We start from the raw sequence: 26541 nt of genomic DNA on the forward strand, positions 1-26541 counted from the left end.
GCGACGAATACGATCCCTACACCCCACGCGGTCCTGCCCGCGAACGCCCGGGCGCGAAGATGGCGGCGGATCCTGACGAGGCGAGCGGACCGCAGACGGTCGCTGCCGGACAGCTGCGCGCGTTCATCGAGCGCATCGAGCGGGTGCAGGAGGACATCGACGCGCTCTCGGACGATCGCAAGGAAATCTTCGCCGAGTGCAAGGCCATGGGCTTCGACACGAAGGCCGTCCGCACCTTGGTCAAACTCCGGAAGATGGACCAGGCGGAGCGGCAGGAAGCCGAGGCGATCCTCGACCTCTACAAAGCCGCGCTGGGGATGGTGTGATGAAATACCAGCTCCTGCCGCGCCTCTCCGCCGAAGAATATGCCTCGCTCGAACGCTCCATCATCGCGCATGGCGTTCTGGTGCCGGTCGAATATGACGAGGCCGGCGAGATCATCGACGGCCATCATCGTGTCGAGATCTGCGAAAGCCTTGGCCTGGTCGACTGGCCGCGCTTCGTGCGCAAGGGGCTATCCGAAGTTGAAAAGCGCACCCTGTCGCGCGAATTCAATTTCGCCCGCCGGCATCTCAGCACCGCGCAAAAGCAGGAGGTCATTGCCGACCAGCTGCGCGACACGCCGTCGATCTCGTCGCGGGCGGTCGCCGCAATGCTCGGCGTCGACCACAAGACCGTGTCGGGCGTCCGCAAGCGCATGGTCGACGGTGGGGAAATTCCCCACCACGACGAGGTCGAGGGCAAGGACGGCGTACGCCAGCCGGCGCGCAAGGCGATCAAGACCGCCTTCGTCCCCGACCGCGAGAATGTCGGCGAGTTCCTGAAGGGCGCCAAAATCATCCGCGCCGAACGGCAGAAGGTCGCGCATGCCGTGCGGGTCGAACATCTCGGCCTGATCGCCAAGCGCGGCGAGGCCACCGCTCCGATCTGGTGGAAGGACGGCGGCGAAGGTCCGACCTATCCGATCGTCTACGCCGATCCTCCGTGGAAGTTCATCGTCCATTCCGAAGTGACGGGACGGGAGAAGAGCGCCGAAAACCACTATCCGACGATGGACCTGGCCGACATCCTCGCGCTCGGCTGCCCGGCGACAAAGAACGCGGTGCTGTTCCTGTGGGTGACAGACCTCGCCAATGGGCTGGCCTGCATGCAGGCTTGGGGATTCGTCTTCAAGTCCTACTGGGCGTGGGAGAAACAATATCCCGGCGAGCAGCACGGCACCGGCTATTGGGGCTTCGACAATTGCGAGCTGCTGCTGATCGGCACACGCGGCGATTTCCCTGCGCCGCTGCCCGGCACGCAACCGCGCAAGCTGACCGCGCATCCAGTCTCCTCGCATAGCGCCAAGCCCGATTGGTATGCCGAGCAGATCGAGCGGCTCTATCCCGGCGTGCCGAAGCTCGAAATGTTCTGCCGCTCGCCAAGGCCGGGTTGGGATGCCTGGGGGTTTGAGGCTGGCGAGGCGGCGGAACAGCCGATCTCCCCACTTGAGGGGGAGATGCCCGGCAGGGCAGAGGGGGGCGCTTCCCCGCCGACGTTCGACGTTGACCCCAAGCTGATCGAAACCGTCGCCATTGGCATGCAGACCGAAACCGGCCGCATGGCATTGGTGAAGGCGCTCGACGTGATGATCGCGGCGGAAGAAGCGCCCAAGCCGAAGCGCGGCCGGCCGCGCAAGGCGGTGCCGGCATGAACGCCATCCGCCGCGAGGAAATCATCGGCGACTGCCGGCTCATCCTGGGCGATTGCCTGCAGGTGTTGCCGCTATTGGCGGGCGGCATGGCCGTGGTCAGTGATCCGCCCTATGGCATGTCATTCAACACCGACAGCCGTCGCTATACAGGCGGGAAGCGGAAGATTGGGCGCGGCGAGGGTAGAAACGACCGGCAGATCGTTAACGATGACAGGCCGTTCGATCCGGCGCCTTGGCTGAACGCCAAAGAGACTATCCTGTGGGGAGCTAACCACTATGCCTCCCGCCTTCCCGTAGGCCAGACGCTGATCTGGTTGAAGAAGCACCCGGAGCACTATGGCTCTTTTCTTTCGGATGCCGAGATCGGCTGGCAGTCGGGAGGCCATGGTGTCTTTGCGATTCACGCCCCGGACAGCAATGGGCGCCGGCGTTCGGAATTGACGGGAAGCCCGTTCGGCACCGAGACGGGGCATCCCACACAGAAGCCGATCGCCCTGATGGTTTGGTGTGTCGAACGCACCAAGTCGGGAACAGTCCTGGACCCTTACATGGGCTCCGGCACCACGGGCGTCGCCTGCGTCAAGCTCGGCCGCAAATTCATCGGCATCGAGATCGACGAAACGTACTTCGACATTGCCTGCGAGCGCATCCGCAAGGCCTATGCCCAGCCTGACATGTTCGTTGAGCCTCGTGCTCCTGATCCGAAGCAGGAGGCGTTGGAACTATGATCACGGCAGCCGACTTCCGGAACATCATCACCGCCCTTGGCGAGCAGGCACTTGAGGACATCGAATGGTCGGAAAACCTGAAGCCGCCGGTAGATGCCGACGATTTCGCCCTCGAGGCGATATTCGTCATTTGCAATTCCGGCATGAAGAACACGGTGGCGCGTCGCATCTTCGAGAAGTGCCGCGACGAGCTCTACCGCGGCGGCAACGCCAGGAATGTCTTCGGCCACCTTGGTAAAGCCACGGCAATCAACGACATCTGGAATGGCCGTGCAGCACTGCTTGAGCGCTACAACGCTGCTCTAGACAAGATCGAATTCTGCGCCTCGCTGCCGTGGATCGGCGACATCACGAAATATCACCTCGCCAAGAACTTCGGCGCCGATGTCGCCAAGCCCGACGTGCATCTGCAGCGCCTGGCTGATCGCGAGGTAACGACGGCGCAAGCGTTGTGCGATCGGCTAGCTGCCGCCACCGGGTACCGGGCCGCCACTGTCGACGTCGTGCTGTGGCGGGCCTGCGCCAACGGTGTCCTCAATTCACGCACTGGCGAGTTCATGGGAGCGACGTGGGCTGGTGACCAGCCTGCGCAGGGGGAGTTTGGCCTATGACCAAATACGACCCCGACAAGAACTCCGCCGGTTGCTACGCCGCCGCGATCGAGGCCAAGCGGCTGCGCGGGGACACGCATTATCCGGAGCGACAAGAACGCGCGCCGGATCCTGAAACCGAACGGCAGTTGAAGCGGCTGAAGCGCGCGTCGGACCGCAAGCTGCGGGAGGCGGGGCGTGGCTGAGATCTCCTTCCTGCGCTTCGCCAATGACTTTCAGGACCGGCTCAACGCGCTCGGCTATTCGCTGCGCCGCGCGGAAGAGCAGTGGCTCGACACCGACCGCGCCATGCTGTCGCGCGCCATCAACGGCAAGACGCTGTCGGCCGGCAATTACCTGCTGCTGTGCGAGATGGCGGGGCTTGACCCCTACGCTTATCTGGAGCGCCCGCCGCACCGCCGCGTGACGCTCAAAAGCATTTCGGACCAGTGGGTTACACCACCTGTCCCATGTGAAACGGGAGACGGCAGATGACCGATTCCATGCTGCCGATCCTGCGCCAGCTGCACGATGCCGATGGCGACCGCGCACGAGCCGACACGCTGCTGCGCATGCCGGATTCGGTGATGCTGAAGTATCACGACGTGATCCTTGCCGCGTGCCGGCGCGGCGGGTTCGAGGTCGGTATGGCCTTTGTCGAATTGCGCGTATCGATGTGCCTGGCAGTGCGGGACGCGGCCGGGCTTGCGCCGGCCGATCTCTGCAAAACCCTCGACCACTATCGCGATGTAATGGCCGAATTCGCCGCGGGGGCTTCCCATGGCTGACGCGGCGCTGCGCCAGCTCGACCGGGACCTGCCGCGCAACGATATGCGCTCGCCGGCCTTGATCGCCAAGCAGAAAAGGGCGGCCCGCCAGACTCGGCCGGTTCGCCCGCGCGCGAGCGAAACGCTGCACGTCGCGTTCAGCGGTCCGGTGGCGGACGGGCTGCGACGGCAAGCCATGGCGCGCGGCGAGAGCCCGCAGGTGCTGGCGGCGGCACTGCTGGCCAAGCTGCTCGAAACCGACATGGCAAACGACCTGATCGGCGAAGGCCGCGCCGAGTTCGAGGCTGTCGGGCAGGGGCGTCGCCCGTTCGGCGAGGCTGGTTATCTCACCTTGCGCCAATGCGCCGTCATTCACCTGGTCGGCATGCATGCCGACGACGACGGCTGGTGCCGGATGAGCATGTATGCGCTGACCGCGCTGCTTCGGCATGAAACCAAGATGCTGGTTCCCAACGTGCTGACCGCCATGGAGGCGCGCGGCATCATGGTGCGCGGACGCCGCATCGGCCGTGGCGCACCGACGCCATGGGCGTTGACGCCTGTCGGAAAGGCCATATTCGAAGTCCTGGCGGGGGAGGCGGAATGAACGCCGTCGCGCTCTCGCCAAATGCCAACAGGCTGCGCGCCGTCCGCGCGTCGCTGGCGGCGATTGCTCCGGCCGATTGGACGCGGGTGCATGGCGAGGCCGGCGCCTTCATCGAGGCGCGCGGCGAGATGGGCGAGCTGTTCGTGCTGGCACGCTTCGACGAAGCGAGTTCAGACGAGATCGCCTTTCTTTGCGATGCGCCGGACACGGTGCGTTTCCTGCTGCGGCTGCTCGACGAAGCTTTCGGCACGATCCGCACGCTCAAGGGCGAGCCGGCGCGCCGCAACGCGCCGGCCGGGCCGCCGGCGGCCAGCGACCCTAAGAACTATGCCGCCGAATGCGCGATGAAGTGCCAGGAGCCGGCCTTCAAGGTGTTCCTGGAAGAGCGGCACGGGCTTGAACGCCCGCTGACCGACGCGCGCGTGGCGCAGAAGGTGCGCTCGCTCCTCGGCGTCACCTCGCGAAAAGACATCAACGAAGGCGGCCGGGCCAGCGAGGCGTGGAAAGCGCTGCGCGCCGATTTCGCCGCATGGCTGAAGGCGGAACGATGAAAAACAGGCTTTCCGATCTGAACAATCACCTGTTCGCGCAACTCGAACGCCTGTCCGACGAGGACCTGACCAAGGAGCAGATCGATCAGGAATCGGTTCGCGGCGAGGCCATTGTCGCGGTGGCCGACCAGATCATTCGCAATGCAGCCCTCCAGATCAGGGCGGCGGAGCTTGTCGCTGAATATGGCTCGGACCCGGCACCCTATCTTCCCCAGATCGAAGGGCAGAAAGGGTCATGAGGAGAAATCGCATCCTCTACAGCGCCGCCGAGATGGCGTGGCTGGAGGCCAATCGCAGCATGGTCATCAGCGACTATCATAGAGCTTTCCGAGCCGAGTTCGACCGACCGGATATATTGCAGATACACCTTCACGGTCTCCGCAAAAGACTGGGCTGGAAGGTCGGCCGCGACCCCGCCCGTTACAAGGGCCGTCGGCTGAAATACACCGAAGCCGAGATTGCATGGCTGCGCGGCAACTCGACGATGGAAATCAACACCTGGTGCGCCGCGTTTCGAGAGAAGTTCGATCGGAGCGACGCGACGCCCGCCAAGCTGCACAGTCTGCGCAAACGCGAGGGCTGGAAGACAGGACGGACCGGGCAGTTCGAAAAAGGTTCGGTGCCCGCGACCAAGGGCAAGAAGATGCCCTTCAATGCGAACAGCGCGGTGACCCAATTCAAGAAGGGGCAACGGCCACATACCTATCGTGGCGCAGGGCATGAGCGGATCGACCGCCACGGCTATGTCTGGATCGTCATCGATCAGCCCAACCCTTGGACTGGCGCGGCGACACGGAGTGTTCACAAGCATCGATGGCTTTGGGAGCAATCGAACGGCCCGGTGCCGGACGGTATGGTGCTGAAGTGTCTCGGCGACAAGACTAACACCGATCCATCGAACTGGGAGTTGGTCCCTCAAGGGCTTCTGCCGCGGCTGAATGGCAAATCTGGCCGTGATTACGACCATGCTCCGAGAGAACTGAAGCCGACCATCATGGCAATCGCCAGGCTGGAGCATCGCGTTCGCGAAAAGGCCAGAGGTGGCGCGGCATGACCTCGGCAGTCCAGCAACTGAGCCTCTTCGATGCCATGCACCGGCCGCCCGTGATCATGCCGGTCGACCCTGATGGGGCGGTTTTGCAAACTGACCCTGATCTGGTGTTCGTGCTGCCGCACAAGCGCATGGCTTGGGATCAGGCGACGATCGAGCTTCACCGCCATGACAACGGCCTGTGGATGTGGTCGACGAGCGTCCATTGCGATAGCGGCGGCAGTGGCTACAGGGTCGGCGCGAAATGGGGGAAGTTCGCCGAAAGCAAGGCTGATGCGCTGTTCTACGCTGTTCGCGAGATCGAGGGGCGGCTTGAACGATTTGACACCCCAACTGCGGCGCTCATCCTGAGCTGGGCGAGGAGGCTGGTCGCATGAAGCCGACCATCATGGCCATTGCCAAGCTGGAGCATAGAGCACGGGCAGGGCGCAAGCGGGAGGCTGCGGAGTGAGCGCCTTCCTGCTCGGCATAGGCTTTCGCGCCGACATGGGCACCTGCGCCCGCAAGTTGGTGCTCTTGAAGCTGATCGACGCCTGCGAGGATGACGGCAGCCGCATCTTTCCGGCGATCTCGACGATTGCGCGCGCGGCACAGTGCTCGACGCGCCAGGTGCAGCGCGAGCTCAAGGCCTTCCTCGACATCGGCCTGATCAGGCTGGTGCGGGAGGGCGGCAAGGGACCGCGCAGCACGAACGAATACGCACTCGACCTCGATGTGCTGCAACTGCTGGGCAAGGGCGGCTGGTCCCTGGTGGCCGGCGCTCGCCCGGAAACGAAGGGTGACACGGTGTCACCCTTAGAAGATGACGATAAGGGTGACACCGGACACATGGAAAGGGTGACACCGGAGACGGCTAAGGGTGACAAGCTGAGTCACCCAACCCCTCCAGACCCCTCCCTTGATCCCTCCGTCGAGAGAGAGCGCGAGCGCGAACGCGACGATCAGAAATCGGTCGAACGCTGGCTGAAACGGGTTCACCCGAACTGGCCGACCTTCGTTGCCGACAGTGGCAAGACGGCGCTGGCCGCCGCGTTGGCGCTGACGCCGGCGGAACGCGAGACGGCGGCAGAGCGCATGGCCGAATACCTCGCCGCCGAGAAGCTGACCAAGGGCCGCTGCGCCTTCGGCGTCTACCTCTCGGAAAAGCGCTGGGAGCGGCTTGGCCCCAAGCCGGAGGCGCCGGAGAAACCGGCCTATGCGCCGGCCTTCGGACCGGTGTGGGCGGCGATCCGCATGCGCGACCTGGTCACCGGGCCGAAAGCGCCGCCGGCGCCGCTCAAGGGCTGGGAAGAGCGGGCAATCGCCGACGGCAGGCTGAACCGTGAGACGCTGGAGAAGGACAACCGGATGCGCGCCGGCTGGCCGATGGTCAACGGGCTGCACCGTGCCGCCGAGAGCGCGATCGGCATCCACAGCTTCGGCCCTGCCGAGGAGCAGCTCGGCAAGCTCTGCGAGTTCGTGCCGGTCGGCACCGAGTGCTGGCAGGCCTGGAAGCTGGAACACGAAATGCGGGGCTGGCCCTGGCTCCCAGACCCCGGAGCGATGCGTGGCGTGTACTTCCCGGCAGGCGGGCCGGGCGGACTGGAAGCATTCGAACAGGCGGTGCGAGGGAACCATGATGCGGGCGGACGTGAAGCGGCTGAGTGAGCGTGAACACGTCTGGGTGGATCGCTCGACGGGCGAGGTCATCAACGTCGACCGCGCCTGGCAGAAGAGCGATCGGCGAATCGCACTGACGCGCCGTGAGCAGGCATTGCTCGCCGCAGCTGGTCAGGACGGTCCGGAGGCGCGCTGGTACGTGCTTCGGGTCGAGGATCGCGCCGACATTGCTGTGGATAAGTCTCTGGAAGATGCCAATGTCGAGCGCGTCATGCTGGCAACGGAGACTGAACCGAAGCGCCGTGGCGGCCGCAAGCATCAGTCAATGGAGCCTGTGAAGGTGCCGTCGTTCCCCGGCTATATCTTCGTCAAAGTGGTCTCTTGCCCTGTCACATGGGCAGGCCTTCGGACCATCAAGGGCGTGCTTGAACCAATCGGTGGATGCGATAATCCGAGCCCTGTCAGCGAGCAGGAAATCGTTAAATTCCAAGCCCGTATCGAGAATGACCCCGACGCCATAGCAGTTCTCACCAATGCGCTGAAGGCTGGCGACAAGGTGTCCATCGACAGCGGTCCATTTGCCGGCTTCGAGGCTGTCGTGCTAATGCTTGGTGACAGACACAAGGTGCAGGTGGAGGTCGACATATTCGGGCGCAAGACGCCGATCGGCTTCGCTCTTGCGGAAGTGACAAAACTGGATTAGCGAATCCGTCCCAGGACGAGCTGAAAGAGTCGCACGCCGAAAGGTGGACCGCGCCATCAGCCCCAGGCCAAGCACCCCAGCTTCGCCGCAATGGATAAGATTCCAGATAATGAGCAGCAACACAGCGCCTTGGCGGCGCTGGTACAAGACCGCGCGTTGGCAGCAGGTTCGCGAGCGGATCCTGCTGCGCGACATGTACACCTGCCGCAAGACTGGTGTGCTGTTGATCGGCAAGCACCCTGCACCCAACAGCCCGGTCATCCACCACGACAAGGAACATCGGGGAGACGAGATGCTGTTCTGGGATGAGGCCAACCTGATGGCCGTGTCCAAGGAATGGCACGACAGCGAGGCGCAGAAGGCCGAGCAATCCACCCTCCAGCAGCGGGGCGTCTGGAACTAGATTGCGACCTTCGATTGAATGTACTTCCGATCTTCCTGAACATCCACGTCCCCGCCGCTTGTCCAAAGACGGGTCAGACCTTTGCCTGTGGCAAGCTCTGAGATCGCAGCAACTTGATCAAAGTTGACGTATATCTTGGTACCGCCTTCGGTGGTCAATTCTAGCCACATGTGCCCATCTCCATTCATGGATGCCACTCCCGCAAGTTGAGAGTGACCAACCAAACCACCTTCGAGAGATACGGGCAAGCAGGGGGGGTGGGTCAAAAGTCTAGAAGGCCGCCTCGGCCCGGACCCGCGTCCCCCTCATTCGGAGATTTTTTTCTGATGGAGCCGAATTTTGACCTGTTCGGTCATCCGGTTCGTGAGGGCTTCGGTAACCGCGGCCGTCCGCCGTATGAGCCGACCGAAAGAGACCGCAACAAAATCAAGCTGTTGCTAGCGCTTGGTTGGTCAAGCCAGCGCATTGCCAATGGTGTCGGCATCTCTCTGGCCACGATGAAGCGGTATTTTAGAGCCGAACTCAAGGTTCGCGATGCGATGCGTGATCGGCTCGACGCCAGGCGGTTCGAGATCGCGCTCGAGCAGGCCAACGCCGGAAACGTCACGGCATTGCGCGAGCTCGGCGCCATGATCGACCGCAACGACCGCATGACGATCGAGGACGGCATGGGCAAGGGCCGCGATGACGACAAGCCCAAAAGCGAAAAGGTCGGCAAGAAGCTGGTCGACGAGCAGCGCGCCCATGCCGCCGATGCCGACCTGATGGCCGAGCTCGAAAGCGAAGCAGCAGCACAGAATGCTCGACACTGAGGCGTTGCCGCGGTTCGCGTGTCCCGACTGGTGGGAGCGCATCAAGGCCGGGCAGACGCCGATGGCCGACGTTCCGCTCAACCAGGAGAAGGCTGCGAAGGCGCTGGCCTTCTTCAACCGGCTGAAGCTGCCGGATGTGCCTGGCAATCCGCCGCTGTCGCAAGCCTGCGGCGAATGGTTCCGTGAGATCCTGTGCGCTTTCCTGGCTAGCGAAGATCCGGAGACCAAGCAGCGCCTGGTCTGGGAACTGCTCTGCATGGTTCCCAAGAAGAACTCGAAGACGACCTATGTCGCCGCCCTTGGCCTCACGGCGCTGTTCATGGAGGAAGCGCCGAACCGGCAGATGCTGATCGTGGCGCCCAGCCAGAACATTTCGGAGCGGTGCTTCGAACAGGCGCAAGGCATGATCAGGCTGGACGCCCGGCTCGACGCCATCTTCAAGGTGCAGGATCACCTGAAATGCATCGAGCGCCGCAAGACCGGCACCCAGCTCAACGTCAAGACGTTCGACACCTCGATCGTCACCGGCGAAATCCCGATCCTGACGATCATCGACGAGCTGCACGAACTGGGCAAGAAGAAGGGCGCCGCCGCCGTGATGCAGCAAATCCGGGGCGGCGGCATCACCATGCAGGGCGGCCAGGTCCTGATGATCACGACCCAGTCGGACGAACAGCCGGCCGGCATCTGGGAGACTGAACTCAAAAAGGCAAGGAACATCCGCGACGGCAAGGGCGGCAGCGGGCCGATCATGCTGCCGGTCCTCTACGAATATCCGGTCGACAAGCAACGCGACGAGACGTTCTGGCGTAACCAGCGCAACTGGGACATCCTTTTGCCGAACATCAACCGCTCCATCAATCGTGAGCGCCTGGTGGCCGACTACGAGAACAACGGCAAGGCGACGAAGCATGCCGAGCAGATATGGCTGAGCCAGCATCTCAACATCGAGATCGGCGTCGGCCTCGGCGATGACGGCTGGCGCGGTGCCGACTATTGGGAAGCATGCGCCGACGAAACGCTGACGCTGGAATCGCTGCTGCAGCGTTCCGAGGTCGCGGTTGTCGGCGCTGACGGCGGCGGACTGGACGATCTGTTCGGTGTCTGTGTCATCGGTCGCGAGAAAATCACGCGGCGCTGGCTGGTCTGGACACATGCATTCGCGCATCCGAAGGTGCTTGAAATTCGCAAGGAGATCGCGCCGCGGCTGCTCGACTTCGTCGAGGAAGGCTCGCTCACGCTCTGCGAGGTGTCCGCATACATCGAGAAGATTGCGGCCATTGCCGAGCAGGTGCGTGACGCCGGCCTGATGCCGGAAAAGAACGCGGTCGGCTTCGACCCGAACAACATCGCCGCCTTCGTCGACGCACTGGCCTTGAAGGATATCACCGGCCTCATGCTGCATCGGCTCCGACAGGGGCCGGCCTTGTCGCCGGCGCTCTGGGGCCTTGAGCACAAGCTGAGCGACAATTCGATCAGCCATGACGGCTCGGCGATGATGGCCTGGTCGGTCGGCAACGTGAAGATCGAGGTCAAGGGCAACGGCAACATGGCGACCAAACAGGCTGCCGGCCGAACCAAGATCGACCCCGTCATCGCCATGCTGTGCGCGGCGATCCTGATGAGCTGGAACCCGGAGGCTAAGCCACGTGTCGATCTTGCTTCATGGCTCTCTCAACCGGCGGCGGTGATGTAGATGGCGATTTGGAAATGGCTCACCGGCCGGCTGAACGTCACCTCCGATCTGGAGAAGTGGCGCCTGCTCTGGGGCTACGACAACGATTCCGGCCAGAACGTCACGCCAGACAACGCCATGAAACTGTCGACGTGGTGGGCGGCGAAGCGGCTGATCTCTGAGACGATCTCCACCTTGCCGGCCGGTATCTTCGCGACGGCACCGGACGATCAACGCACGGCGCAAAAGGATCATCGCCTGTACGAGCTCCTGCAATTCGCCCCGAATGCCGACCAGACGGCAGTCGAGTTCTGGGAAGGGCGAATCGCGCCGCTGTGCGACTTCGGCAATTCGTATGCCGAGAAAAGCCTGATTGGCGACAGGCTGGTGGCTCTTCAGCCGATGAAGGCGGAAAACACGACGCCGCTGCGCGACGCCTCGGGCCGGCTGTTCTATCGGTTCAATGATCGCGGCAAAAGCGAAGACCTGCCGAAAGACAAGGTCTTTCACATAAAGGGTTTTGCCCCGAACGACGAAGATGAGGGCCTTTCCCCCGTCGCCTATGCCGCGCGCTCGCTGGGCGCCGCCATCTCGGCGGAACGCGCGTCAGCGCGGCTGTTTTCCAAGGGCCTTCGCAACAGCGGCTTCTGGAAGCCTCCTGTCACCATGGACAAGGATCAGCGCCAGCAGTTCATGGACAATTACGTCAAGCCTTTCGAGGGCCATGAGGGTCAGGGCTCCGGAATCATCATGCCGCCCGGCTTCGATTGGCAGTCGCTCAACATCACGCCCCGCGACGCCGAACTGATCATGGCGCGCGGCTTCTCGGTCGAGGATGTCTGCCGCTGGATGGGCGTCCCGCCGATCCTGGTCGGCCACGCATCGGAGGGCCAGACAATGTGGGGCTCCGGCGTCGAACAGATCATTCTGGGCTGGCTGATCCTTGGCCTTCGCGCATACCTCAAGCGCATCGAATCGGCGGTGAACACACGCCTGGTCACGCCTGCCGAAAGGCGCGCCGGCATCTATTTCGAATTCAACTTCGAGGGGCTTCTGCGCGCGGATAGCGCTGGCCGCGCCGCCCTGATGTCCTCCCTGGCCCAAAACGGTTTGCGCACGCGCGACGAGTTGCGAAAGCTGGACAATATGCCGCCCATGCCTGGCGGCGGTGTCCTGACCGTGCAGTCGGCCCTGGTGCCGCTGGACCAGATCGGAAAACAGCAGAGCGACGCGAACGCGGTGCGCAACGCACTGCGCACCTGGCTGATCGAAGAGCGTGAGGAAAGGAAAGCGGCATGACCGTTCGTGACCTGCCGGCGATGCCGGCAATATCCATGCGCTCCGGCCTTGGATCGGAAATCTGTCCATCGGCTCTCGGCCGGTGGCAAGCCGACATTCGCGCGGCTGCCGACGATGGCGCGGAAAACGCCATCTCGATCCTCGGCGTCATCGGTGCCGACTTCTTCGGCGACGGCGTGACCGCCCGCCGTGTGGCCGGCGCATTGCGGGCTATTGGCGATCGCGACGTCGTCGTCAACATCAACTCGCCCGGCGGCGACTTCATGGAAGGCCTCGCCATCTACAACCTTCTGCGGGAACACAAGCAGAAGGTGACCGTGAAGGTGCTCGGCATGGCGGCCTCGGCCGCCTCCATCATTGCGATGTCCGGCGACCGTATCGAGGTCCCGCGTGCGGGCTTCCTGATGATCCACAACACCTGGGTCATGGCGGTCGGCGATCGCAACGACCTGCATGACATCGCCGACGTCCTCCAGTCCTTCGACAAGGCTTCGGCCGACGTCTACGCCGCCCGCTCCGGAATGGATGCAAAAGACGTCGCCAAGATGATGGACAAGGAAACGTGGCTTGCGGGCTCCGACGCGGTGGACAAGGGTTTTGCCGATGCGTTTCTTCCTGCCGATCAGGTGGCGAAGGATGCCAAGGCCAGCCTCGATCTCGGCGCCAGCGCTGCCGCCCGTCGTGTCGAGCTCGCGCTTGCCAAGGCCGGCCTGCCGCAGGCTGAGCGCAAGCGGCTGATTTCCGAATTGAAGACCGGCACACGCGACGTTGCCGATGACACCACACGTGACGTTGGTGAGGCCGAGATGCGCGAGGCGATGACCGTCCTGTCGCGCATAGATATCAACCCCTAGGAGAAATCCAAAATGACCAAGAACCACACGCTCCTGGCGTTTGCCGGGCTGCTTACGCTTGCCGCGATCGCGGTCGCCTTTGGCCTTGGGCCGGACATCCTGACGGCCCACCACTCGACCAACATGCTGATCGCCGAGGGCGCGGCCGCGGTTTCGGCGCAGGACTTCAAGGCCCTGACCGAAAAACTCGCCGAGGTTACCACCAAGTTCAACCAGAAGTCCGACGAGCTGGCCAGAAAAGCCGAAGAGGCGCTGACCGAGGTCAAGAACAAGGGCGAGTTGCTGACCGCGACAAAATCCGAGGTCGACAAGCTTCTGGTCGAGCAGACCTCGCTCAAGGGCGCTTTGAACGATGCCCAGGCGCGCCTCACGGCCGCCGAGCAGGAAATCGTCCGTCGTCCCGGCGACAAGACCGCCGCTCACAAGACCATCGGCGCCCAGCTGGTTGCCGACCAGAAGACCAAGGAATTCGCTGCCCAGGGCTCGAGCGCGCGTGGCAAGCATCGCTTCTCGGTCAATGCCGCGATCACCAGCGTCGACTATCCCGCTGGCGATCCTGGAATCGTCCAGCCGCAAATCCTGCCCGGCATTCAGGTCGCGCCCAAGCAGCGCCTCTTCGTGCGGGACCTGATCCCCGTTGGTCAGACCCAGAGCCCGGCCATTTTCTGGGTTCAGCAGACGGGCTTCACCAACAATGCGCGTGTGGTTTCGGAAGGCACAAAGAAGCCGGAATCCACCATCGCCTATGACAGCAAGATGACGCCGGTCTCGACGATTGCCCACATCTTCAAGGCGTCGAAGCAGATCCTGGCCGACTTCAAGCAGTTGCAGTCCGATGTCGACCGTGAAATGCGCTATGGCCTCAAATACGTCGAGGAGGAAGAAATCCTGTTCGGCGACGGCACCGGCGTCCACCTGCATGGGATCATTCCGCAGGCGGAAGCCTTCGCGCCGGCGTTCGCTGTGCCGCATCATAACCGGATCGACGACATCCGCCTGGCCATGCTGCAAGCCCAGTTGGCGAGGCTCCCGGCGACCGGCATCGTGATGCATTTCATGGACTGGGCCGCCACCGAGCTGACCAAGGATGAAAACGGCCAGTATGTCTTCGCCAATCCGCTTCGCCTCGCCGGCTCGACGCTCTGGGGCCTCCCGGTCGTGCCGACGGAAATTGCCGACTTCGAAGGCAATTTCCTGACCGGCGCCTTTGCCGGCGGCGCGCAGATCTACGATCGCGAGGAGATGGGCGTCGAAATCGCCACCGAAAACAATGACGATTTCGAAAAGAACATGCTCACCATGCGCTGCGAAGAGCGTGTGGCTCTGGCCGTGTTCCGCCCGGAAGCCTTCATCTACGGCGCCTTCACCTCGGCGACCTGATCGGTCCCGCTATCAGATCCCGGGCGGCGACACTCGCCGCCCAGCCATTCAATGGAGATGAAGATGTCTGATGTTTCCGGTGTCGCATTGCGGCCGTGGCTTGGCCAGGAGGGCCGTGTGAAAAAAGGCGCGCGGTTCGGAAAGGATGGCGATTTTCCGGCGATCGCCCATCGCCGCGCGAAGGTTCTCTACGAGGGCGGTCTTTTCCTCCCGGATGCGGAGGCGGCCGGCAAGGCATCGCCGCGCCCTACTGGTTCCCGGACTGGCATGGGCAAACAGCCGTCATCGTCGCAAGCGGACCATCAGCCTCCCAAGTCCCGCTCGAAATCGCCGCTGGCCGGGCAAGACTGATCGCCATCAACAATTCGTGGCGGTTGGCGCCATGGGCCGACGTTCTTTATGCCGCGGATCTTGCGTGGTGGAACGCGGCATCCGGTGCAAGCGAGTTTTCCGGATTGAAAGTCAGTCAGGACCCCGTGGCGGCTTCGCAATGGGGTCTCCGCCGCGTGTCCCTTGATCGAGACTCAGATCGTTTGCAACTGGATCGGCCGGGGACCATCGGGTCCGGTGGCAACAGTGGATTTCAGGCCTTGAACCTGGCTGTTCAGTTCGGCGCTCGCAGGGTCATCCTGGTCGGCTATGACATGCGCCTCGACCTGGGCGTGCACTGGCATGGGAAGCATCCCCGGCTGATGAACAATCCTTCTGCCAGGAATATCGAACGGTGGCGCCGCTGCCTGGACAATGCGGCCGACATGCTCGCGCACCTTGGCACGGCAATGATCAATTGCAGCCCTGTCTCCACTCTTTCACGGTTTCCGAAGATGACCCTCGAGGAGGCGCTTGCATGCTGATGCGGCTTTCACAGCCTGACGGCTTCTTCGTCTCCCTCGGCGACGTAAAGGCACACGTCATCGTCGATGCAGCGGACGACGACGAACTGATCAAGGGCTATATACGCGCCGCGACACGTCTTGCCGAGGACCGCACTGGCAGGATCCTGCTGCCGACCGAGTTCGAGTACCGCATCGACAGATGGTGCGGATCGATCACCATTCCGGCAGCGCCGATCCGTGACGTGACCGAGATACTCTATCTCGATGAAAACGGTGCCGAGCAGACGCTTGCGCCGGCCGACTGGTACTATGTCACCACGGCCGAGGGCGCGACCATCCGCTTTACGGATGCCTTCTCGTCGCCGGTCCTGTCCAACCGTCCTCAAGCCGTTCGCCTGCGCTTTTCGGCCGGCTTCGATGAGCCTGACACAACCGGGTCCGGGGACGATCCGTATCTCAGGCAGGACCCGATGGATCGGCTCATCGTCATGATCCTGGTCGCCAACTGGTATCAGGCGCGCGAGCCTGTGGCACTCGGCGCTGTCGTGTCGGAGATCCCGTTTTCGGCGAACAGCCTGATCGAGATGCGGAGGATATACCGGTGACACCCCTCCTTGTGCGCGGCATGCACGGCCTTGGCGACAACTTGCATCAGCGCGCCATTGTCAGGCAATTGATGCGAGCTCACGAGGTTTTCCTCGAAAGTTCGTGGGTCGCACCCTACCACGACCTGATCGCCGATGGTCTGAAGGTGATCCATAAGACGACGGCGCTGCGCACGCAGGCGAAGAATGCCAGCCGTGAAGCCGCCAGGTTCCACCGCGCCCGGTTGCCGCGCTTCGGACGTGCCGTGCAGGTCGGTTATTCGCCGGATCAGGTCCGCTCGCAGGGATCGGTCCTGGCCGCGATGTGCCGGGCGACCGGAACGGACTATGCCACCGGGGATTTCAGCCTGCCGGTTCCGGCCGCATGGATGGAGCGGGTGTGGCTGTTGCTCGACGCATGGCGACCGAAAAAGCCGATCCTGATCTATCGTCCGCTGATCGAGCGCACCGAATGGAGCGGCTGCCCGGCGCGCAATCCGGACCACGTCGCCTATCGCGACTTGCTCGCGGCGATCCGCGACGACTTCTTTGTCGTGTCGATCGCCGACCTGGTGCCGGGCAAGGAATGGATGGTCGGGCATCCGATCAAGGCCGATGCCGAGTGCCATGGCGGTGAGTTGGACTTTGAAACCATCGCCGGCTTGACCTCCGTCGCCGCGCTCGTCTTCACGTCGCCCGGCTTCGCGGCGATCCTTGCTCAGTCTGTCGGCACCCCCGCCGCCGTGGTGTTCGGCGGCTATGAAAACGCCACCTCGTTTGCCGGTGGGGCGCGACATTCGCCCACACTCGGCATCGACCCGATCAACCCATGCCAGTGTTTCAGCCACAGCCATGCTTGTCAGAAAACCATCGATGTACCAGCCGCAACGTCCCGTCTACGAGCCTTCGCTGCTCAAGATGCCGGCCGTTCCCCAGTCGCAGCTTGACGTCAGGCCGATCGACTGGGGCGGGCTGAACACCCGCTTCATGAACCCCGGCGAGCTGGAGGTGCTGGTCGCGCTGGCGCGGTCGGTCTCACCGAAAGTCGCCATCGAGTTCGGCGTCAACGAAGGGCGCACCGCCAAGGCGCTGCTGCGCAATGTCGAGACGATAGAACGCTATGTCGGCATCGACGTGCCGCAGGGATACGTCACCGACAAGATCGTGCAGCGGCGCGAAGTGCCGCAGCAGCCGGCACGCCTGGCGCTTGATGATGCGCGCTTTCGGCTGCTGATCGCCCGCAACGGCTCGCATGATCTCGACCAAGACGATCTTCCGGAGTGCGATTTTGCCTTCATCGATGGAGATCACGGCCGGGCCGGCGTGATCAGCGATACGGCACTTGCACGGCACCGTGTCCGCAAGGGCGGCATCATAGTCTGGCACGATTATCATGCACGCGGCACCGTCGATGTGCAGGCTGTGCTCGAAGATATGCATGCCGATAATCATCCGATCAGCCATGTCGAGGGGACGTGGCTGGCTTTCATGAGGGTGTGACCATGTGGATACGCTTCACCGCAGATTTCGACTGGAAGCCGTCGGCGCAGTCGACAATTGCCTACAAGGCCGGAACGGTGCTGAACGTGCCGCGCGCCTGCGCGGAGGCGGCTCTTGGCGCCGCCAAAGCGATTAAGGCGGGAAAGGCTGGAAAGGAAAACGGCGATGGCGCCCAAGCCTAGCGCCGGTTCCCTTCGTCATCGCGTGGCGTTCGACGCGCGTTCGGCGTCCGATGATGGCTACGGCAATACGGTGGCCGGCGACTTCGCGGAGAAGTTCCAATGCCGTGCCGACCTTCGCAGCAGGGGCGGTTCTGAAGCCGTTCTCGCCGCTCGGCTCGAGGGGCGCAACATCTTCGGTGTCTATGTCCGTTCGTCGTCGCAGACGCGCCAGATCACCACGGACTGGCGCATGAGGGACGCCAGGCTCGGCACCGTCTACGCGATCGACGCCGTCGACAGCGTGACGGATCCGGCATGGGTCTATCTCACCGTTGAATCCGGAGTGGCGGCGTGACCGCTGGCCAGTATGCAAGGTTTGGACACGTGATCGGTAACGTCGTTGGGACGGTCACGCGAGGTTTTCTCTTTGGGTGTGGGGTTGCCTTGGCTCTGCGGTACTTTGGGATGTTGCCGTGAGGCCAAAGGTCAAGTGGGAAGGCCGGGAAGCGCTCTATCGCCGGCTCAACGCGTTGCTGCCCGACGTGGAAAAAGAGATCGCCGTCGAGCAGCTCGAGGGCGCCAAGGAACTTGCCAACAGGATCAAGCCCCGCGCGCCGCGCAACACTGGCCACTATGCCAGCACCATCCAAGCTGATCGCCTCTCCAATCGCCCGGCCGATCGCAGGGTCGGCGGGAAGATCAAGGCAACCCAGACCGGGAAAGCGCTGAACGGGACCAAGGATCCGAACGCGACCGGCATCTTCGCCGAATTCATCTGGCGTTTCCTCGAGTTCGGCACCGTCAAGATGGCCGCTCGCCCGCACATCTTTCCCACCTACCGGGCCTATCGCAAGACGCTTCGCAAGAGGATCGCGGGAGCAGTCAACAAGGCCGTTCGCAAGGCCAGGAAGGGCTAGATGACCTCGCCGAGCCTCGAATTGCAGGGCGCCATCGTTGCCCGTTTGAAGGCCGTTGCCGGGGTGACGGCGCTGATCGGGCAGAGGGTCTACGATCGCGTTCCGGCTAAGCCGGTTTTCCCCTATGTCACGCTCGGCCCAATGGATGAACTGTCCGAAGATGCCGATTGCATCGACGGCTTCAGCATTGCTCTCGACATTAACGTCTGGTCGCGCGCGGTCGGATTTCCCGAGGCCAAGCGGATCGGCGATGCAGTGCGTGCAGGTTTGCTCGATCCCGAACTGGCACTGACCGACAACGCACTGGTCTATTTCCAGCATCGTCAGACCGTCTACTCCGAGGATCCGGACGGACTGACAAATCGGGCTCGCATGAGCTTCGAGGCTTTCGCGGAACAACCGTGAACCAGGCAGGGGCGCGCCTGCCAGCATCCATCCGCGCCGCCCAACCAAATGGAGAAACAATATGGCAGCCCCCAGCACAATCAAGGGCGGCAAGGTCAAGGTGATGCTCGGCGACGGCGCATCCCCCGAACTCTTCGCCGTTCCCTGCGGTTTCACGTCCCGGTCGGTGACCCTGACCAAGGCACTGAACGAATTCCAGCTTCCCGATTGCGACGATCCGGATGCCGTCGACTGGCTTGGCCGTGACGCGACCTCGCTGTCGATGGCGGTGAGCGGCGAAGGTGTGCTCGCCTCGGAATCGGTCGAAACATGGCTCGACGCGTGGGAAAGCGTCGATTCGGTCAATGTGAAGGTTGAATGGGAGTTTCCGACCAAGACAATCACCTGGACCGGCAAGATGCATGTCGAGAGTTTCGCGGCCACGGCTCCGAACGCGCAGCGGGTCACCGCCAACGTCTCGATGCAGTCCGATGGTCCGATGGTGAGGGTCGTCGCTCCGTGATCCGAGACGCCTCAACGACACAGCCCTTCGCGGATGACGATTATGAGTTCCGCATGGCGTGGGGCGAGCTCGAAAAGCTCCAGGAGGCATGCGATGCCGGCCCCTATGTCGTTCTCGACCGGCTCGTGTCCGGCCGCTGGCGGATGGGGGATATTTCCCACACCATCCGCCTCGGCCTGATCGGCGGAGGCCTGGAGCCGGTCAAGGCGCTGAAGCTGGTTCGTGCCTACGTCGAGGCGCGGCCGCCGCTGGAAAACCTCGTGCTCGCCCAGCTCGTGCTTGGCGCCGGCGTTGCCGGGGCGCCGGAGGAGGACGTCGGAAAAAAATCCGAGGCTCCGGATCTGGACGATCCGATGAACTCCCCAACGGGAAGTTCCGATACGGAGCCATCTACGGCAACGGAGCCGTCCTCGGCTTCAGCCCGCAACAAGTCCGAAGCATGAGCATGTGGCAGTTCCTGGCGGCGCTCGAAGGCTACCAGAATGCCAACGATCCCGACGCCGACAAGGCGCTTTCGACGCAAGAGCGTGACGAACTCTGGGACTGGATCAGGGGATAGCATTTTATGGCTGGCGACACCGAAGACCTGATCCTGTCGATCTCTGCCGACACTAAGCAGATCCAGCGCGCCTTGCAGCGCCTGACTGGCGATACACAAACCACGACGACAGCCATCCAGCAGCAGTTCGACCAGCTTGGGAACAAGACAGCCGGATCGTTCGACGCCACAGCGACGCGTGCCAAGCGGTCTTTTAGCGTCATCCAGGGCGGCGCCAGGGACAGCGGCAAAGCCATCGAGGCGTCGATGAAGGCGTCGTCGTTCCAGACCGCCAATCTGGCCTCGCAGCTACAGGATATCGCCGTCCAGTTGAAGGGTGGCGCCTCGCCGCTGACGATCGCCTTGCAACAGGGTACCCAAATCAACCAGGTCATTGGCCAGGCGGGTGCTGCCGGTGCCGTCAAGGCGCTCGGCGGGGCGTTCACGTCCCTGATCAATCCTGTGTCGCTGGCCACGATCGCGACGATCACGCTGATCGGCTACGCGGTGCAGTATTTTTCCTCTGTCAGGAGCGGGGGTGAAAAGAGCGCGGAGACGCTGAAGCAAGAGGCGGAACTCATCAACCAGGTTGCCCAGAAATGGGGCGATGCGCTTCCTGCCGTGAAAGCCTATGCCGACGAACGCGCCCGAGCCCTCGACGTCGCCAACGCCAAGCAGGCCACAAATCTGACGATTGCGGGTTTCTTCGAGGATGCCAAGAAGGAGATCGTCGATCTTAATGCTGGTGTTGCCGGTCTCTATGAGCAGATCGGCAACACACCGGGCCAGGAGTCCGGGGTTCGAAGAATTCAGCTCGCCTTCGCCGGTTTGCAGAGCGCCATCGACGAGAATCGCGACAGCACCAAGGAGGTGAAAGAACTGCAGGACGCGCTGAACACGGTGTATCAGAAACTGCCGTTGCCCGACCTGAAAAGATTTTCGGACACTGTCGATGGACTGGCTGAAAACTGGAAGAAAGCGGCCAAGAATGCCGACGAGGCAAGGAAGGCTTTTGTCAGCGCGACCGAACCGGACGTTTTCGATCCGCGCGATCCGCGCTTTCAAGGTCCGACCGGCCCGCTGCCGACCAATGCGCCGACGCCGAGTGAGCGCCCGTCGTTCGAGGATGTCGGGCAGACGCTCTCCAGCCTCAATTCGGCGATCGATGCTTTCACGCAGCGCGTCGTCAAGGCGGAAAGCGGCGGCGACACCAATGCGAAGAACCCGAATTCCAGCGCGACCGGCACGGGGCAATTCATCGAATCGACATGGCTGAACCTGTTTCGGAAATACTATCCGGCACAGGCACAGAACCTGTCGCGCGACGCCATCCTCGATCTGCGAAAGAACGCCGACTATTCCTATACCCTTATCCAGGCTTACGCGCGCGAGAATGCCGCCGTGCTGGAAAAGGCGGGCGTGCATGTCGACGAGGCTGCGCTGCAACTGGCGCACTTCCTCGGTGCCGGCGATGCCGCCAAGGTGCTTAGTGCTGCTTCCGGCACACCGCTGGCCGGCTTGATCTCGCAGAAGTCGATCGCCGCTAATCCGACCATCCTTGGCGACGGTCGCACCGTTGACGATGCCATCGCATACGCAAATCGGCGGGCCTCCGGCCTGGACGCGGCGCAGGAGCGCAAACGGACACCGGACAATATATTCCGGGGCAAAGCGGATGATGTGCAGAAACGCATCGACGCCTTGAATGCCGAATATGAAGCCCAGGCCAAGCTCAACCCGCTGATCAAAGACTACGGCTATGCCGCAGAAAAGGCGAAGATCGAAGCGGAGTTGTTGGCGGAGGCCCACCAGGCCGGGTTGGAGGTAACGCCGAAACTGGCCGCACAAATCTCGACCCTGGCAGAGAATTACGCCAAGGCGTCGGCGTCCGGCAATCAGCTGAAGGACACCAACACCAAGATCGTTCAGCAGCAGCGGGAGTTGAACGATCTGGGCCGTGGCGTTCTCGGCGGAATCATCGACGACCTCAAGGCTGGAAAGGATGCGGGCGAGATATTCGCCGACGTCCTCAGCAAGATTGGTGACAAGCTCGAAGAGCTGGCCCTCAACGCACTGTTCCCGACATCGGGCATCGGCGGCCTGTTTGGTGGCGCCGGCGGCGGCGGTGGGTTGCTCGGTGGGCTGCTCATCCCGGGGATCCTGCATTCTGGCGGCGTCGCCGGCGTCGATGGCTACGGCCATAGCCGCAAGGTGTCACCGGCGACCTTCGCCGGAGCGACCCGCTATCACCAGGGTGGTGTGGCCGGGTTGAGGCCCGGTGAGGTCCCGGCAATCCTGCAAAAAGGCGAGATCATCACGCCAAAGGGAAAAAGCGTCGGTGGCGCATCGAGTGTCCATGTGACCGTCGGGGTGTCGGCCGACAACAATGGCAACCTCATGCCGTTCGTCGAGAGCGTGTCAGAGCGCAAGGCGGGCCAGATAAGTTCGGCGACGATCACCCAATATGACAAGGGCCTTGCCGGCCGGATCGGCGATGTCATGGAGCGGCACGGATGACGGTGACGCTCGATTACCCGCTTCGCGTACTGCCGCCGAGAAGCGTCAGCCTGACGGTCGACTACAATACCCGTCCCGGTCAGCAGGCGACCAACGGCATGCGCCGTTCTGTCGGCATGAGCGGCGCACAGTTCCGGTTGACGCTGAAGGATATCTATCTGAACTCGGTCACCAAGGTGCGCACTATGCGCGGCTTTCTCGCCAATCTCGAAGCCGACAGTCAGTTGGTCAGAATCAGGCTGCCGGACATGTATGGCATCGACGGCCCCTGGAGCATCGCGACCAAGGCCAACCGTCAGGCGTGGCCGCTCGGCATCCCGTTCGCCACGGATGTGCTGTTCTCGACCGGCGTCGGCTTTGCGGTGCCGACGCTCGAGGCGACATTCGCCGGCGCCGCGGCGCTCAACGCCCGGCAGATCTATGTCAGCGCCGAAAGCGAGTTGCCAGGCGGCTGCGCGGTCTCGATCAATGAATTCTGCTACATGATTGCCGGCTCGTGGACCGAGGATGACGGCTCGAACCGGCTGAAACTGTCGCCCGTGCTGCGCCAGGATGCGAGCCAGGGCGACACCGTCTCGCTTGCCCCCATCTTCGTCGGCACATGCACCACGACCACGCCAGGCTCGGAAGAACTCGACCTTGGCAAGCGTGGCGCGATCACGCTCGAATTCGTCGAGGACCTCACTCGCCTCGTTGAGAGCGTCGACTGATGTTTTCGCAGACGATCCGGGAGCATACGCGCGGCAATCGCGTGCACCTTGTCGTGCTCGGCGAATTCCAGTTCGTTTCCGGCACCATGTACCTGCACAATGAGGGCGGCATCCTGCGGTCGAACGACACCGCCGGCGCGTTCGACGCGGCGATCGACTGGAAGGGATTGCAGGGCCTCGCCACAGTCTCGGGGCTTGGCGCCTCCAAGGTCGGATCGTCGCGTCAGGTGACCTGTTCGCTCAATGCGGAAGACGTGACGATCAAGACCCTGTTCGCCGACCAGCAGGCGCAGGTCAAGGGCCGGCGCTTTCGCTTCTGGGGCCAGTTCTACGATGCCGACCTCCAGCCGCTCGATCCGAGATTCCACCTCTATACCGGCACCGGCGACAGGCTGCGCATGACCAAGACCGGGCCGTCCTCGCGCCAGGTCGACCTGCTGCTGGAAGACTTCCTGGTGCGCCGGCGCCGCTCGGCCAATTCGATGATCACCAACACCGACCAGCAGAGCCGCGATCCCGGCTCGACCGGTTTCATGTACGTCAACCAGATGGTCGACAAGACCCTCAACCTGTTCGATGCCAGAAGCTAGCAAACCCGACCTGCTGGCGCTCTATCTCGCCGAGGAGCGGCAAAGGCCGTTCGCCTGGGGGCAGGGCAATGGAGACTGCCTGCTGTTCCTGCTCGGCTGGGCGGAACGTGCAGCCGGGCGCATGGCGAGCGTGGCATGGCGTGGCGCCTATCGCGATGAAGCCGGAGCCCGCATGTGCCTCGAAGCCTTTGGCGGCGCTCCCTGGGCGGTCTGCGATGTGCTCGGGCCGCCGCGCATGGGAAGCGAAGCCAGGCGCGGCGACGTCGGCCTGTTTGAGACCGAAGGCTGGCACCTCGGCATGATCTGCACTGGAAGGCTCTGGGTCATGCGGGCACACGAGCGCGGCATCCGATACGCGCGGCTTAAGCCCGAACTGGTCTGGTCGATGGGTTTCGCATGAGCATGCACAACCGCATGAGGAATGCCCGGTGGGGCCTGGAATGCAGCACCTCGCTCTATTCGCAGGCGGTGTTCCAGCCGCAGCTGATCGCCGCAGCCATCCTGCCGTTGATCGTCTCCAGCCCGATTTTCTTCCTCGGGCCGGCCGCGATCAGCGCCATCGCTCTGGGCCTGGGCTACGCCGCTGTCGCCGCGGCGGCGCTCGCGCTCCAGCTCGCCTTGCAGAAGAAGCCGGCGACGCCGCAGCCTTCGGACGTCCAGTCCAATATCCGGCAGCCGATCTCGCCGCGACGCCGCATCTATGGGCGGTTCCTGACCGGCTCGGTCATTGTCTTCGGCTTCCGCCGCGGCGAGAAATCCTATCTGCTGCACTATATCGGCGAGGGGCCGATCCAAGCCTATGTCAGCTTCCGTCTCGACAAGAAGCCGGTGACGCTCGACGGCAACGGCTACGTCACCGAGGACCAGTATGTCTACAATGGCCGCTCGCGCGTCCGAATCCTGACGACGCGCGGCCTTGCCACCGACGGTCCGTTCCAGGCCATTCTCGATGCGTTCCCCGAGCTCGACGATCCGCTGAAGCCGTTCCGGCACCGCGGCTGCGCCATGGTGCTGCAAGTCGTCGAGCAGGTGCCGCAGGAGAAGATTCCTGACGTCTATCCCAACAACATGCCGTCGCTGCAAGTGGTGCTCGACGGGCTGAACGATCTCTATGACCCGAACACCGGGACGGCCGGCTTCACCGACAATGCCGGCACCTGCCTGCTGGGCGAGATCATGAACGTCTATGGCCTGACCGCTTCCGATTCCGACCTGGTCGATTTCGCGGCATTCGGCGCCTTCATCGATCATTGCGACAACGCCATAGCGCTCAAGGCGGGCGGCACCGAAGCGCGTTACCGCGCCGCCGGAGTGGTCTACATGAACGCGGAAAACGAAGACCGCGTGAAATCGCTGATGGCGGTGTGCAATGCCGATGTCTTCATCGACACGCAGGGAAGGCTGTCGGTGCGCCAGAAGCTGCGCGCGACGCCGTCGATCGCACTGCGCGCCAGAAACGGCGATCATCTGTCGGTGCAACTCGAAGGCGGCCGGACCGAGCAAAAGAAGTTCAATACAGTCAAGGTCTCTTATGTCGATACCAATCTCAACTACAAGGAAAACGAGGTCACCTGGCAGCATGCCGGCTATCTCGGCGACGACGGCCGCGAGCTCGTCTCGACCCTGCCGGCGACGCTCTGTCCCTCGGCCACGCAGGCTCAGCGGCTGGGCAAGCTCTTCCTCTACGAGAGCAATCCCGACTTCGTCGGCACGCTGACCTCGGGGCCGCAGGCGCTCGACCTGCTCGACGATTATTGCTTCACACTCGACCTCAGCCCGGAAGATGATTTCGAGCGCATCGCTTGCGCCAGCGGCGAGATTGAATATGACGCCGGCCAGATGACCGTCTCGGCCTCGATAGCGGTCTTCGCCGATGGTGCGACAGACTGGATCGCGGCAATGGACGAACAGGATACGGTCGATATCCCGCCGGTCCTCACCTCCGATGTCGACGACGTGACGCTCGACGTCATCGTGACGGTCGAACTCCAGGACAATTCGGCGCCGATCCTGAAGTTCTCCTGGGGCGCTGCGGGCGCCGGCACGCTGCCGGACAGCTATTCGCAGCAGGTGCAGGTGTCGCCCGCCGGCGCCGACGATTGGCACGACGCCTCGGTCAACCAGCAGGAAGACACCGCGCAATACGGGCCTGTCGCCGATGGCGGTTCGTATGACTGGCAGATCAGGAACGTCGCCAGCGGCAAGACCTTCGACTACCAGCCCTCGGCCGCTCCGGTGACGGTTGTGGTGGACGCGACACCGCCGCAGGCGCTGCTGGCCTTTTCGGCGTCTGATGGCACCGGGCAGTTCACCGCCAATTTCAGCACCAAGAACGACAGCCATCTTGCGACGGTGGCGGTCTACAGGACGGCCGCTGGCGGCACACTGAACCGAACCACCGATCTCATGGGCCGTTATGCGGTCGCGCCAGGCATCTCCTATGGCCTGCCGATCACGTCGTCGGCCGGCAACTTCGATATCCGCGCCGAACCGTTCAATCGGTCGAACATAGCCGGGTCGCTTTCCGGCCCCGACAGCGCAACCGTCTCCTAGCCGCCATACCAAAACC

Annotated in this window: 37 protein-coding genes; 36 read left to right on the forward strand and 1 reads right to left on the reverse strand. The window is 63.1% G+C overall.

Annotated elements, in window-relative coordinates:
• The first annotated feature begins 59 nt into the window (after window positions 1-59).
• The 15 genes from FJ959_RS18120 to FJ959_RS18190 all read left to right on the forward strand — a co-directional run bounded on the left by FJ959_RS18120 (window position 60) and on the right by FJ959_RS18190 (window position 8692).
• Window positions 60-326 carry a DUF2312 domain-containing protein gene (locus FJ959_RS18120; RefSeq protein WP_140631376.1) on the forward strand — a complete coding sequence of 89 codons (267 nt, stop codon included), beginning with the start codon at window positions 60-62 and terminating at the stop codon, window positions 324-326.
• Window positions 326-1693 (forward strand): MT-A70 family methyltransferase, encoded by a 1368-nt coding sequence (locus tag FJ959_RS18125; RefSeq protein WP_140631205.1) that lies wholly within the window; start codon window positions 326-328, stop codon window positions 1691-1693. The genes FJ959_RS18120 and FJ959_RS18125 overlap by 1 nt, the downstream gene beginning before the upstream one ends.
• Entirely contained in the window at window positions 1690-2421 is a 732-nt protein-coding gene (locus FJ959_RS18130; protein ID WP_140631207.1) for a DNA methyltransferase, read from the forward strand. Before FJ959_RS18125 ends, FJ959_RS18130 begins: the two co-directional genes overlap by 4 nt.
• Window positions 2418-3032, forward strand: a complete 615-nt coding sequence (locus FJ959_RS18135) for a hypothetical protein (RefSeq protein WP_140631210.1) — start codon at window positions 2418-2420, stop codon at window positions 3030-3032. Before FJ959_RS18130 ends, FJ959_RS18135 begins: the two co-directional genes overlap by 4 nt.
• Window positions 3029-3217 (forward strand): hypothetical protein, encoded by a 189-nt coding sequence (locus FJ959_RS18140; RefSeq protein WP_140631213.1) that lies wholly within the window; start codon window positions 3029-3031, stop codon window positions 3215-3217. The genes FJ959_RS18135 and FJ959_RS18140 overlap by 4 nt, the downstream gene beginning before the upstream one ends.
• Window positions 3210-3506 (forward strand): hypothetical protein, encoded by a 297-nt coding sequence (locus FJ959_RS18145; protein ID WP_140631215.1) that lies wholly within the window; start codon window positions 3210-3212, stop codon window positions 3504-3506. The genes FJ959_RS18140 and FJ959_RS18145 overlap by 8 nt, the downstream gene beginning before the upstream one ends.
• Entirely contained in the window at window positions 3503-3799 is a 297-nt protein-coding gene (locus FJ959_RS18150; RefSeq protein ID WP_140631218.1) for a hypothetical protein, read from the forward strand. Before FJ959_RS18145 ends, FJ959_RS18150 begins: the two co-directional genes overlap by 4 nt.
• Window positions 3792-4385, forward strand: coding sequence for a hypothetical protein (locus FJ959_RS18155; protein WP_140631221.1), 594 nt, complete (start codon window positions 3792-3794; stop codon window positions 4383-4385). The genes FJ959_RS18150 and FJ959_RS18155 overlap by 8 nt, the downstream gene beginning before the upstream one ends.
• A complete protein-coding gene (locus FJ959_RS18160; protein WP_140631224.1) occupies window positions 4382-4936 on the forward strand; it encodes a hypothetical protein in 555 nt (184 codons plus the stop codon). Before FJ959_RS18155 ends, FJ959_RS18160 begins: the two co-directional genes overlap by 4 nt.
• Window positions 4933-5175 (forward strand): hypothetical protein, encoded by a 243-nt coding sequence (locus FJ959_RS18165; protein ID WP_140555176.1) that lies wholly within the window; start codon window positions 4933-4935, stop codon window positions 5173-5175. The genes FJ959_RS18160 and FJ959_RS18165 overlap by 4 nt, the downstream gene beginning before the upstream one ends.
• The gene (locus tag FJ959_RS18170; RefSeq protein WP_210239531.1) at window positions 5172-5990 is read left to right on the forward strand and encodes an HNH endonuclease signature motif containing protein; all 819 of its coding nucleotides are present in this window, start codon (window positions 5172-5174) and stop codon (window positions 5988-5990) included. Before FJ959_RS18165 ends, FJ959_RS18170 begins: the two co-directional genes overlap by 4 nt.
• Entirely contained in the window at window positions 5987-6364 is a 378-nt protein-coding gene (locus FJ959_RS18175; RefSeq protein WP_140631227.1) for a hypothetical protein, read from the forward strand. Before FJ959_RS18170 ends, FJ959_RS18175 begins: the two co-directional genes overlap by 4 nt.
• A gap of 70 nt (window positions 6365-6434) precedes the next feature.
• On the forward strand, window positions 6435-7634 hold the full coding sequence (locus FJ959_RS18180) for a hypothetical protein (RefSeq protein WP_140631229.1): 1200 nt from the start codon (window positions 6435-6437) through the stop codon (window positions 7632-7634).
• Window positions 7603-8289, forward strand: a complete 687-nt coding sequence (locus FJ959_RS18185) for a transcription termination/antitermination protein NusG (protein WP_246678949.1) — start codon at window positions 7603-7605, stop codon at window positions 8287-8289. Before FJ959_RS18180 ends, FJ959_RS18185 begins: the two co-directional genes overlap by 32 nt.
• A gap of 109 nt (window positions 8290-8398) precedes the next feature.
• Window positions 8399-8692, forward strand: a complete 294-nt coding sequence (locus tag FJ959_RS18190) for an HNH endonuclease (RefSeq protein WP_140631231.1) — start codon at window positions 8399-8401, stop codon at window positions 8690-8692.
• On the opposite strand, the gene FJ959_RS31820 is transcribed toward FJ959_RS18190, so the two are convergent.
• Window positions 8689-8862 (reverse strand): hypothetical protein, encoded by a 174-nt coding sequence (locus FJ959_RS31820; protein WP_181172040.1) that lies wholly within the window; start codon window positions 8860-8862, stop codon window positions 8689-8691. The genes FJ959_RS18190 and FJ959_RS31820 overlap by 4 nt on opposite strands.
• Window positions 8863-9018: 156 nt before the next feature.
• On the opposite strand from FJ959_RS31820, the gene FJ959_RS18195 reads away from it, so the two are divergent.
• From FJ959_RS18195 to FJ959_RS18290, 21 genes are all read left to right on the forward strand, one after another.
• Complete coding sequence (locus FJ959_RS18195; RefSeq protein WP_140631234.1) at window positions 9019-9504, forward strand: AraC family transcriptional regulator; 486 nt, start codon at window positions 9019-9021, stop codon at window positions 9502-9504.
• Complete coding sequence (locus FJ959_RS18200; protein WP_140631235.1) at window positions 9491-11200, forward strand: terminase TerL endonuclease subunit; 1710 nt, start codon at window positions 9491-9493, stop codon at window positions 11198-11200. Before FJ959_RS18195 ends, FJ959_RS18200 begins: the two co-directional genes overlap by 14 nt.
• Window positions 11201-12478, forward strand: a complete 1278-nt coding sequence (locus FJ959_RS18205; protein ID WP_140631237.1) for a phage portal protein — start codon at window positions 11201-11203, stop codon at window positions 12476-12478. It abuts the gene before it with no gap.
• Window positions 12475-13332, forward strand: a complete 858-nt coding sequence (locus FJ959_RS18210; protein ID WP_140631240.1) for a head maturation protease, ClpP-related — start codon at window positions 12475-12477, stop codon at window positions 13330-13332. Before FJ959_RS18205 ends, FJ959_RS18210 begins: the two co-directional genes overlap by 4 nt.
• A 12-nt stretch (window positions 13333-13344) precedes the next feature.
• Window positions 13345-14712: a phage major capsid protein gene (locus tag FJ959_RS18215; RefSeq protein ID WP_246678950.1), complete on the forward strand. Its 1368-nt coding sequence runs from the start codon at window positions 13345-13347 to the stop codon at window positions 14710-14712.
• A gap of 51 nt (window positions 14713-14763) precedes the next feature.
• Window positions 14764-15063, forward strand: coding sequence for a hypothetical protein (locus FJ959_RS18220; RefSeq protein WP_140631243.1), 300 nt, complete (start codon window positions 14764-14766; stop codon window positions 15061-15063).
• Window positions 15064-15086: 23 nt separating this feature from the next.
• Entirely contained in the window at window positions 15087-15566 is a 480-nt protein-coding gene (locus tag FJ959_RS18225; protein ID WP_140631246.1) for a hypothetical protein, read from the forward strand.
• A complete protein-coding gene (locus FJ959_RS18230; RefSeq protein ID WP_140631248.1) occupies window positions 15560-16153 on the forward strand; it encodes a head-tail connector protein in 594 nt (197 codons plus the stop codon). The genes FJ959_RS18225 and FJ959_RS18230 overlap by 7 nt, the downstream gene beginning before the upstream one ends.
• 41 nt (window positions 16154-16194) lie before the next feature.
• A complete protein-coding gene (locus FJ959_RS31825) occupies window positions 16195-17079 on the forward strand; it encodes a hypothetical protein (protein ID WP_181172039.1) in 885 nt (294 codons plus the stop codon).
• A complete protein-coding gene (locus tag FJ959_RS18235; protein WP_181172038.1) occupies window positions 17006-17632 on the forward strand; it encodes a class I SAM-dependent methyltransferase in 627 nt (208 codons plus the stop codon). The genes FJ959_RS31825 and FJ959_RS18235 overlap by 74 nt, the downstream gene beginning before the upstream one ends.
• Window positions 17608-17814 (forward strand): hypothetical protein, encoded by a 207-nt coding sequence (locus FJ959_RS18240; protein ID WP_246678951.1) that lies wholly within the window; start codon window positions 17608-17610, stop codon window positions 17812-17814. The genes FJ959_RS18235 and FJ959_RS18240 overlap by 25 nt, the downstream gene beginning before the upstream one ends.
• Entirely contained in the window at window positions 17798-18148 is a 351-nt protein-coding gene (locus tag FJ959_RS18245) for a head-tail adaptor protein (protein WP_140631253.1), read from the forward strand. Before FJ959_RS18240 ends, FJ959_RS18245 begins: the two co-directional genes overlap by 17 nt.
• A gap of 118 nt (window positions 18149-18266) precedes the next feature.
• The gene (locus FJ959_RS18250) at window positions 18267-18710 is read left to right on the forward strand and encodes an HK97-gp10 family putative phage morphogenesis protein (protein WP_246678952.1); all 444 of its coding nucleotides are present in this window, start codon (window positions 18267-18269) and stop codon (window positions 18708-18710) included.
• On the forward strand, window positions 18711-19115 hold the full coding sequence (locus FJ959_RS18255; RefSeq protein ID WP_140631257.1) for a DUF3168 domain-containing protein: 405 nt from the start codon (window positions 18711-18713) through the stop codon (window positions 19113-19115).
• A 61-nt stretch (window positions 19116-19176) separates the two neighbouring features.
• The gene (locus FJ959_RS18260; RefSeq protein WP_140631260.1) at window positions 19177-19617 is read left to right on the forward strand and encodes a phage tail tube protein; all 441 of its coding nucleotides are present in this window, start codon (window positions 19177-19179) and stop codon (window positions 19615-19617) included.
• Window positions 19614-20060 (forward strand): gene transfer agent family protein, encoded by a 447-nt coding sequence (locus FJ959_RS18265; RefSeq protein ID WP_140631262.1) that lies wholly within the window; start codon window positions 19614-19616, stop codon window positions 20058-20060. Before FJ959_RS18260 ends, FJ959_RS18265 begins: the two co-directional genes overlap by 4 nt.
• 122 nt (window positions 20061-20182) lie before the next feature.
• A complete protein-coding gene (locus FJ959_RS18270) occupies window positions 20183-22672 on the forward strand; it encodes a phage tail length tape measure family protein (protein WP_140631265.1) in 2490 nt (829 codons plus the stop codon).
• A complete protein-coding gene (locus tag FJ959_RS18275; protein WP_140631266.1) occupies window positions 22669-23382 on the forward strand; it encodes a hypothetical protein in 714 nt (237 codons plus the stop codon). The genes FJ959_RS18270 and FJ959_RS18275 overlap by 4 nt, the downstream gene beginning before the upstream one ends.
• Complete coding sequence (locus tag FJ959_RS18280) at window positions 23382-23972, forward strand: hypothetical protein (protein WP_140631268.1); 591 nt, start codon at window positions 23382-23384, stop codon at window positions 23970-23972. Before FJ959_RS18275 ends, FJ959_RS18280 begins: the two co-directional genes overlap by 1 nt.
• Complete coding sequence (locus tag FJ959_RS18285; protein ID WP_140631270.1) at window positions 23959-24372, forward strand: hypothetical protein; 414 nt, start codon at window positions 23959-23961, stop codon at window positions 24370-24372. The genes FJ959_RS18280 and FJ959_RS18285 overlap by 14 nt, the downstream gene beginning before the upstream one ends.
• Window positions 24369-26525: a phage tail protein gene (locus FJ959_RS18290; protein ID WP_140631272.1), complete on the forward strand. Its 2157-nt coding sequence runs from the start codon at window positions 24369-24371 to the stop codon at window positions 26523-26525. The genes FJ959_RS18285 and FJ959_RS18290 overlap by 4 nt, the downstream gene beginning before the upstream one ends.
• The last annotated feature ends 16 nt before the right edge of the window (window positions 26526-26541 follow it).

The organism is Mesorhizobium sp. B2-2-4, from assembly GCF_006442375.1.
Classification (GTDB): Bacteria; Pseudomonadota; Alphaproteobacteria; order Rhizobiales; family Rhizobiaceae; genus Mesorhizobium.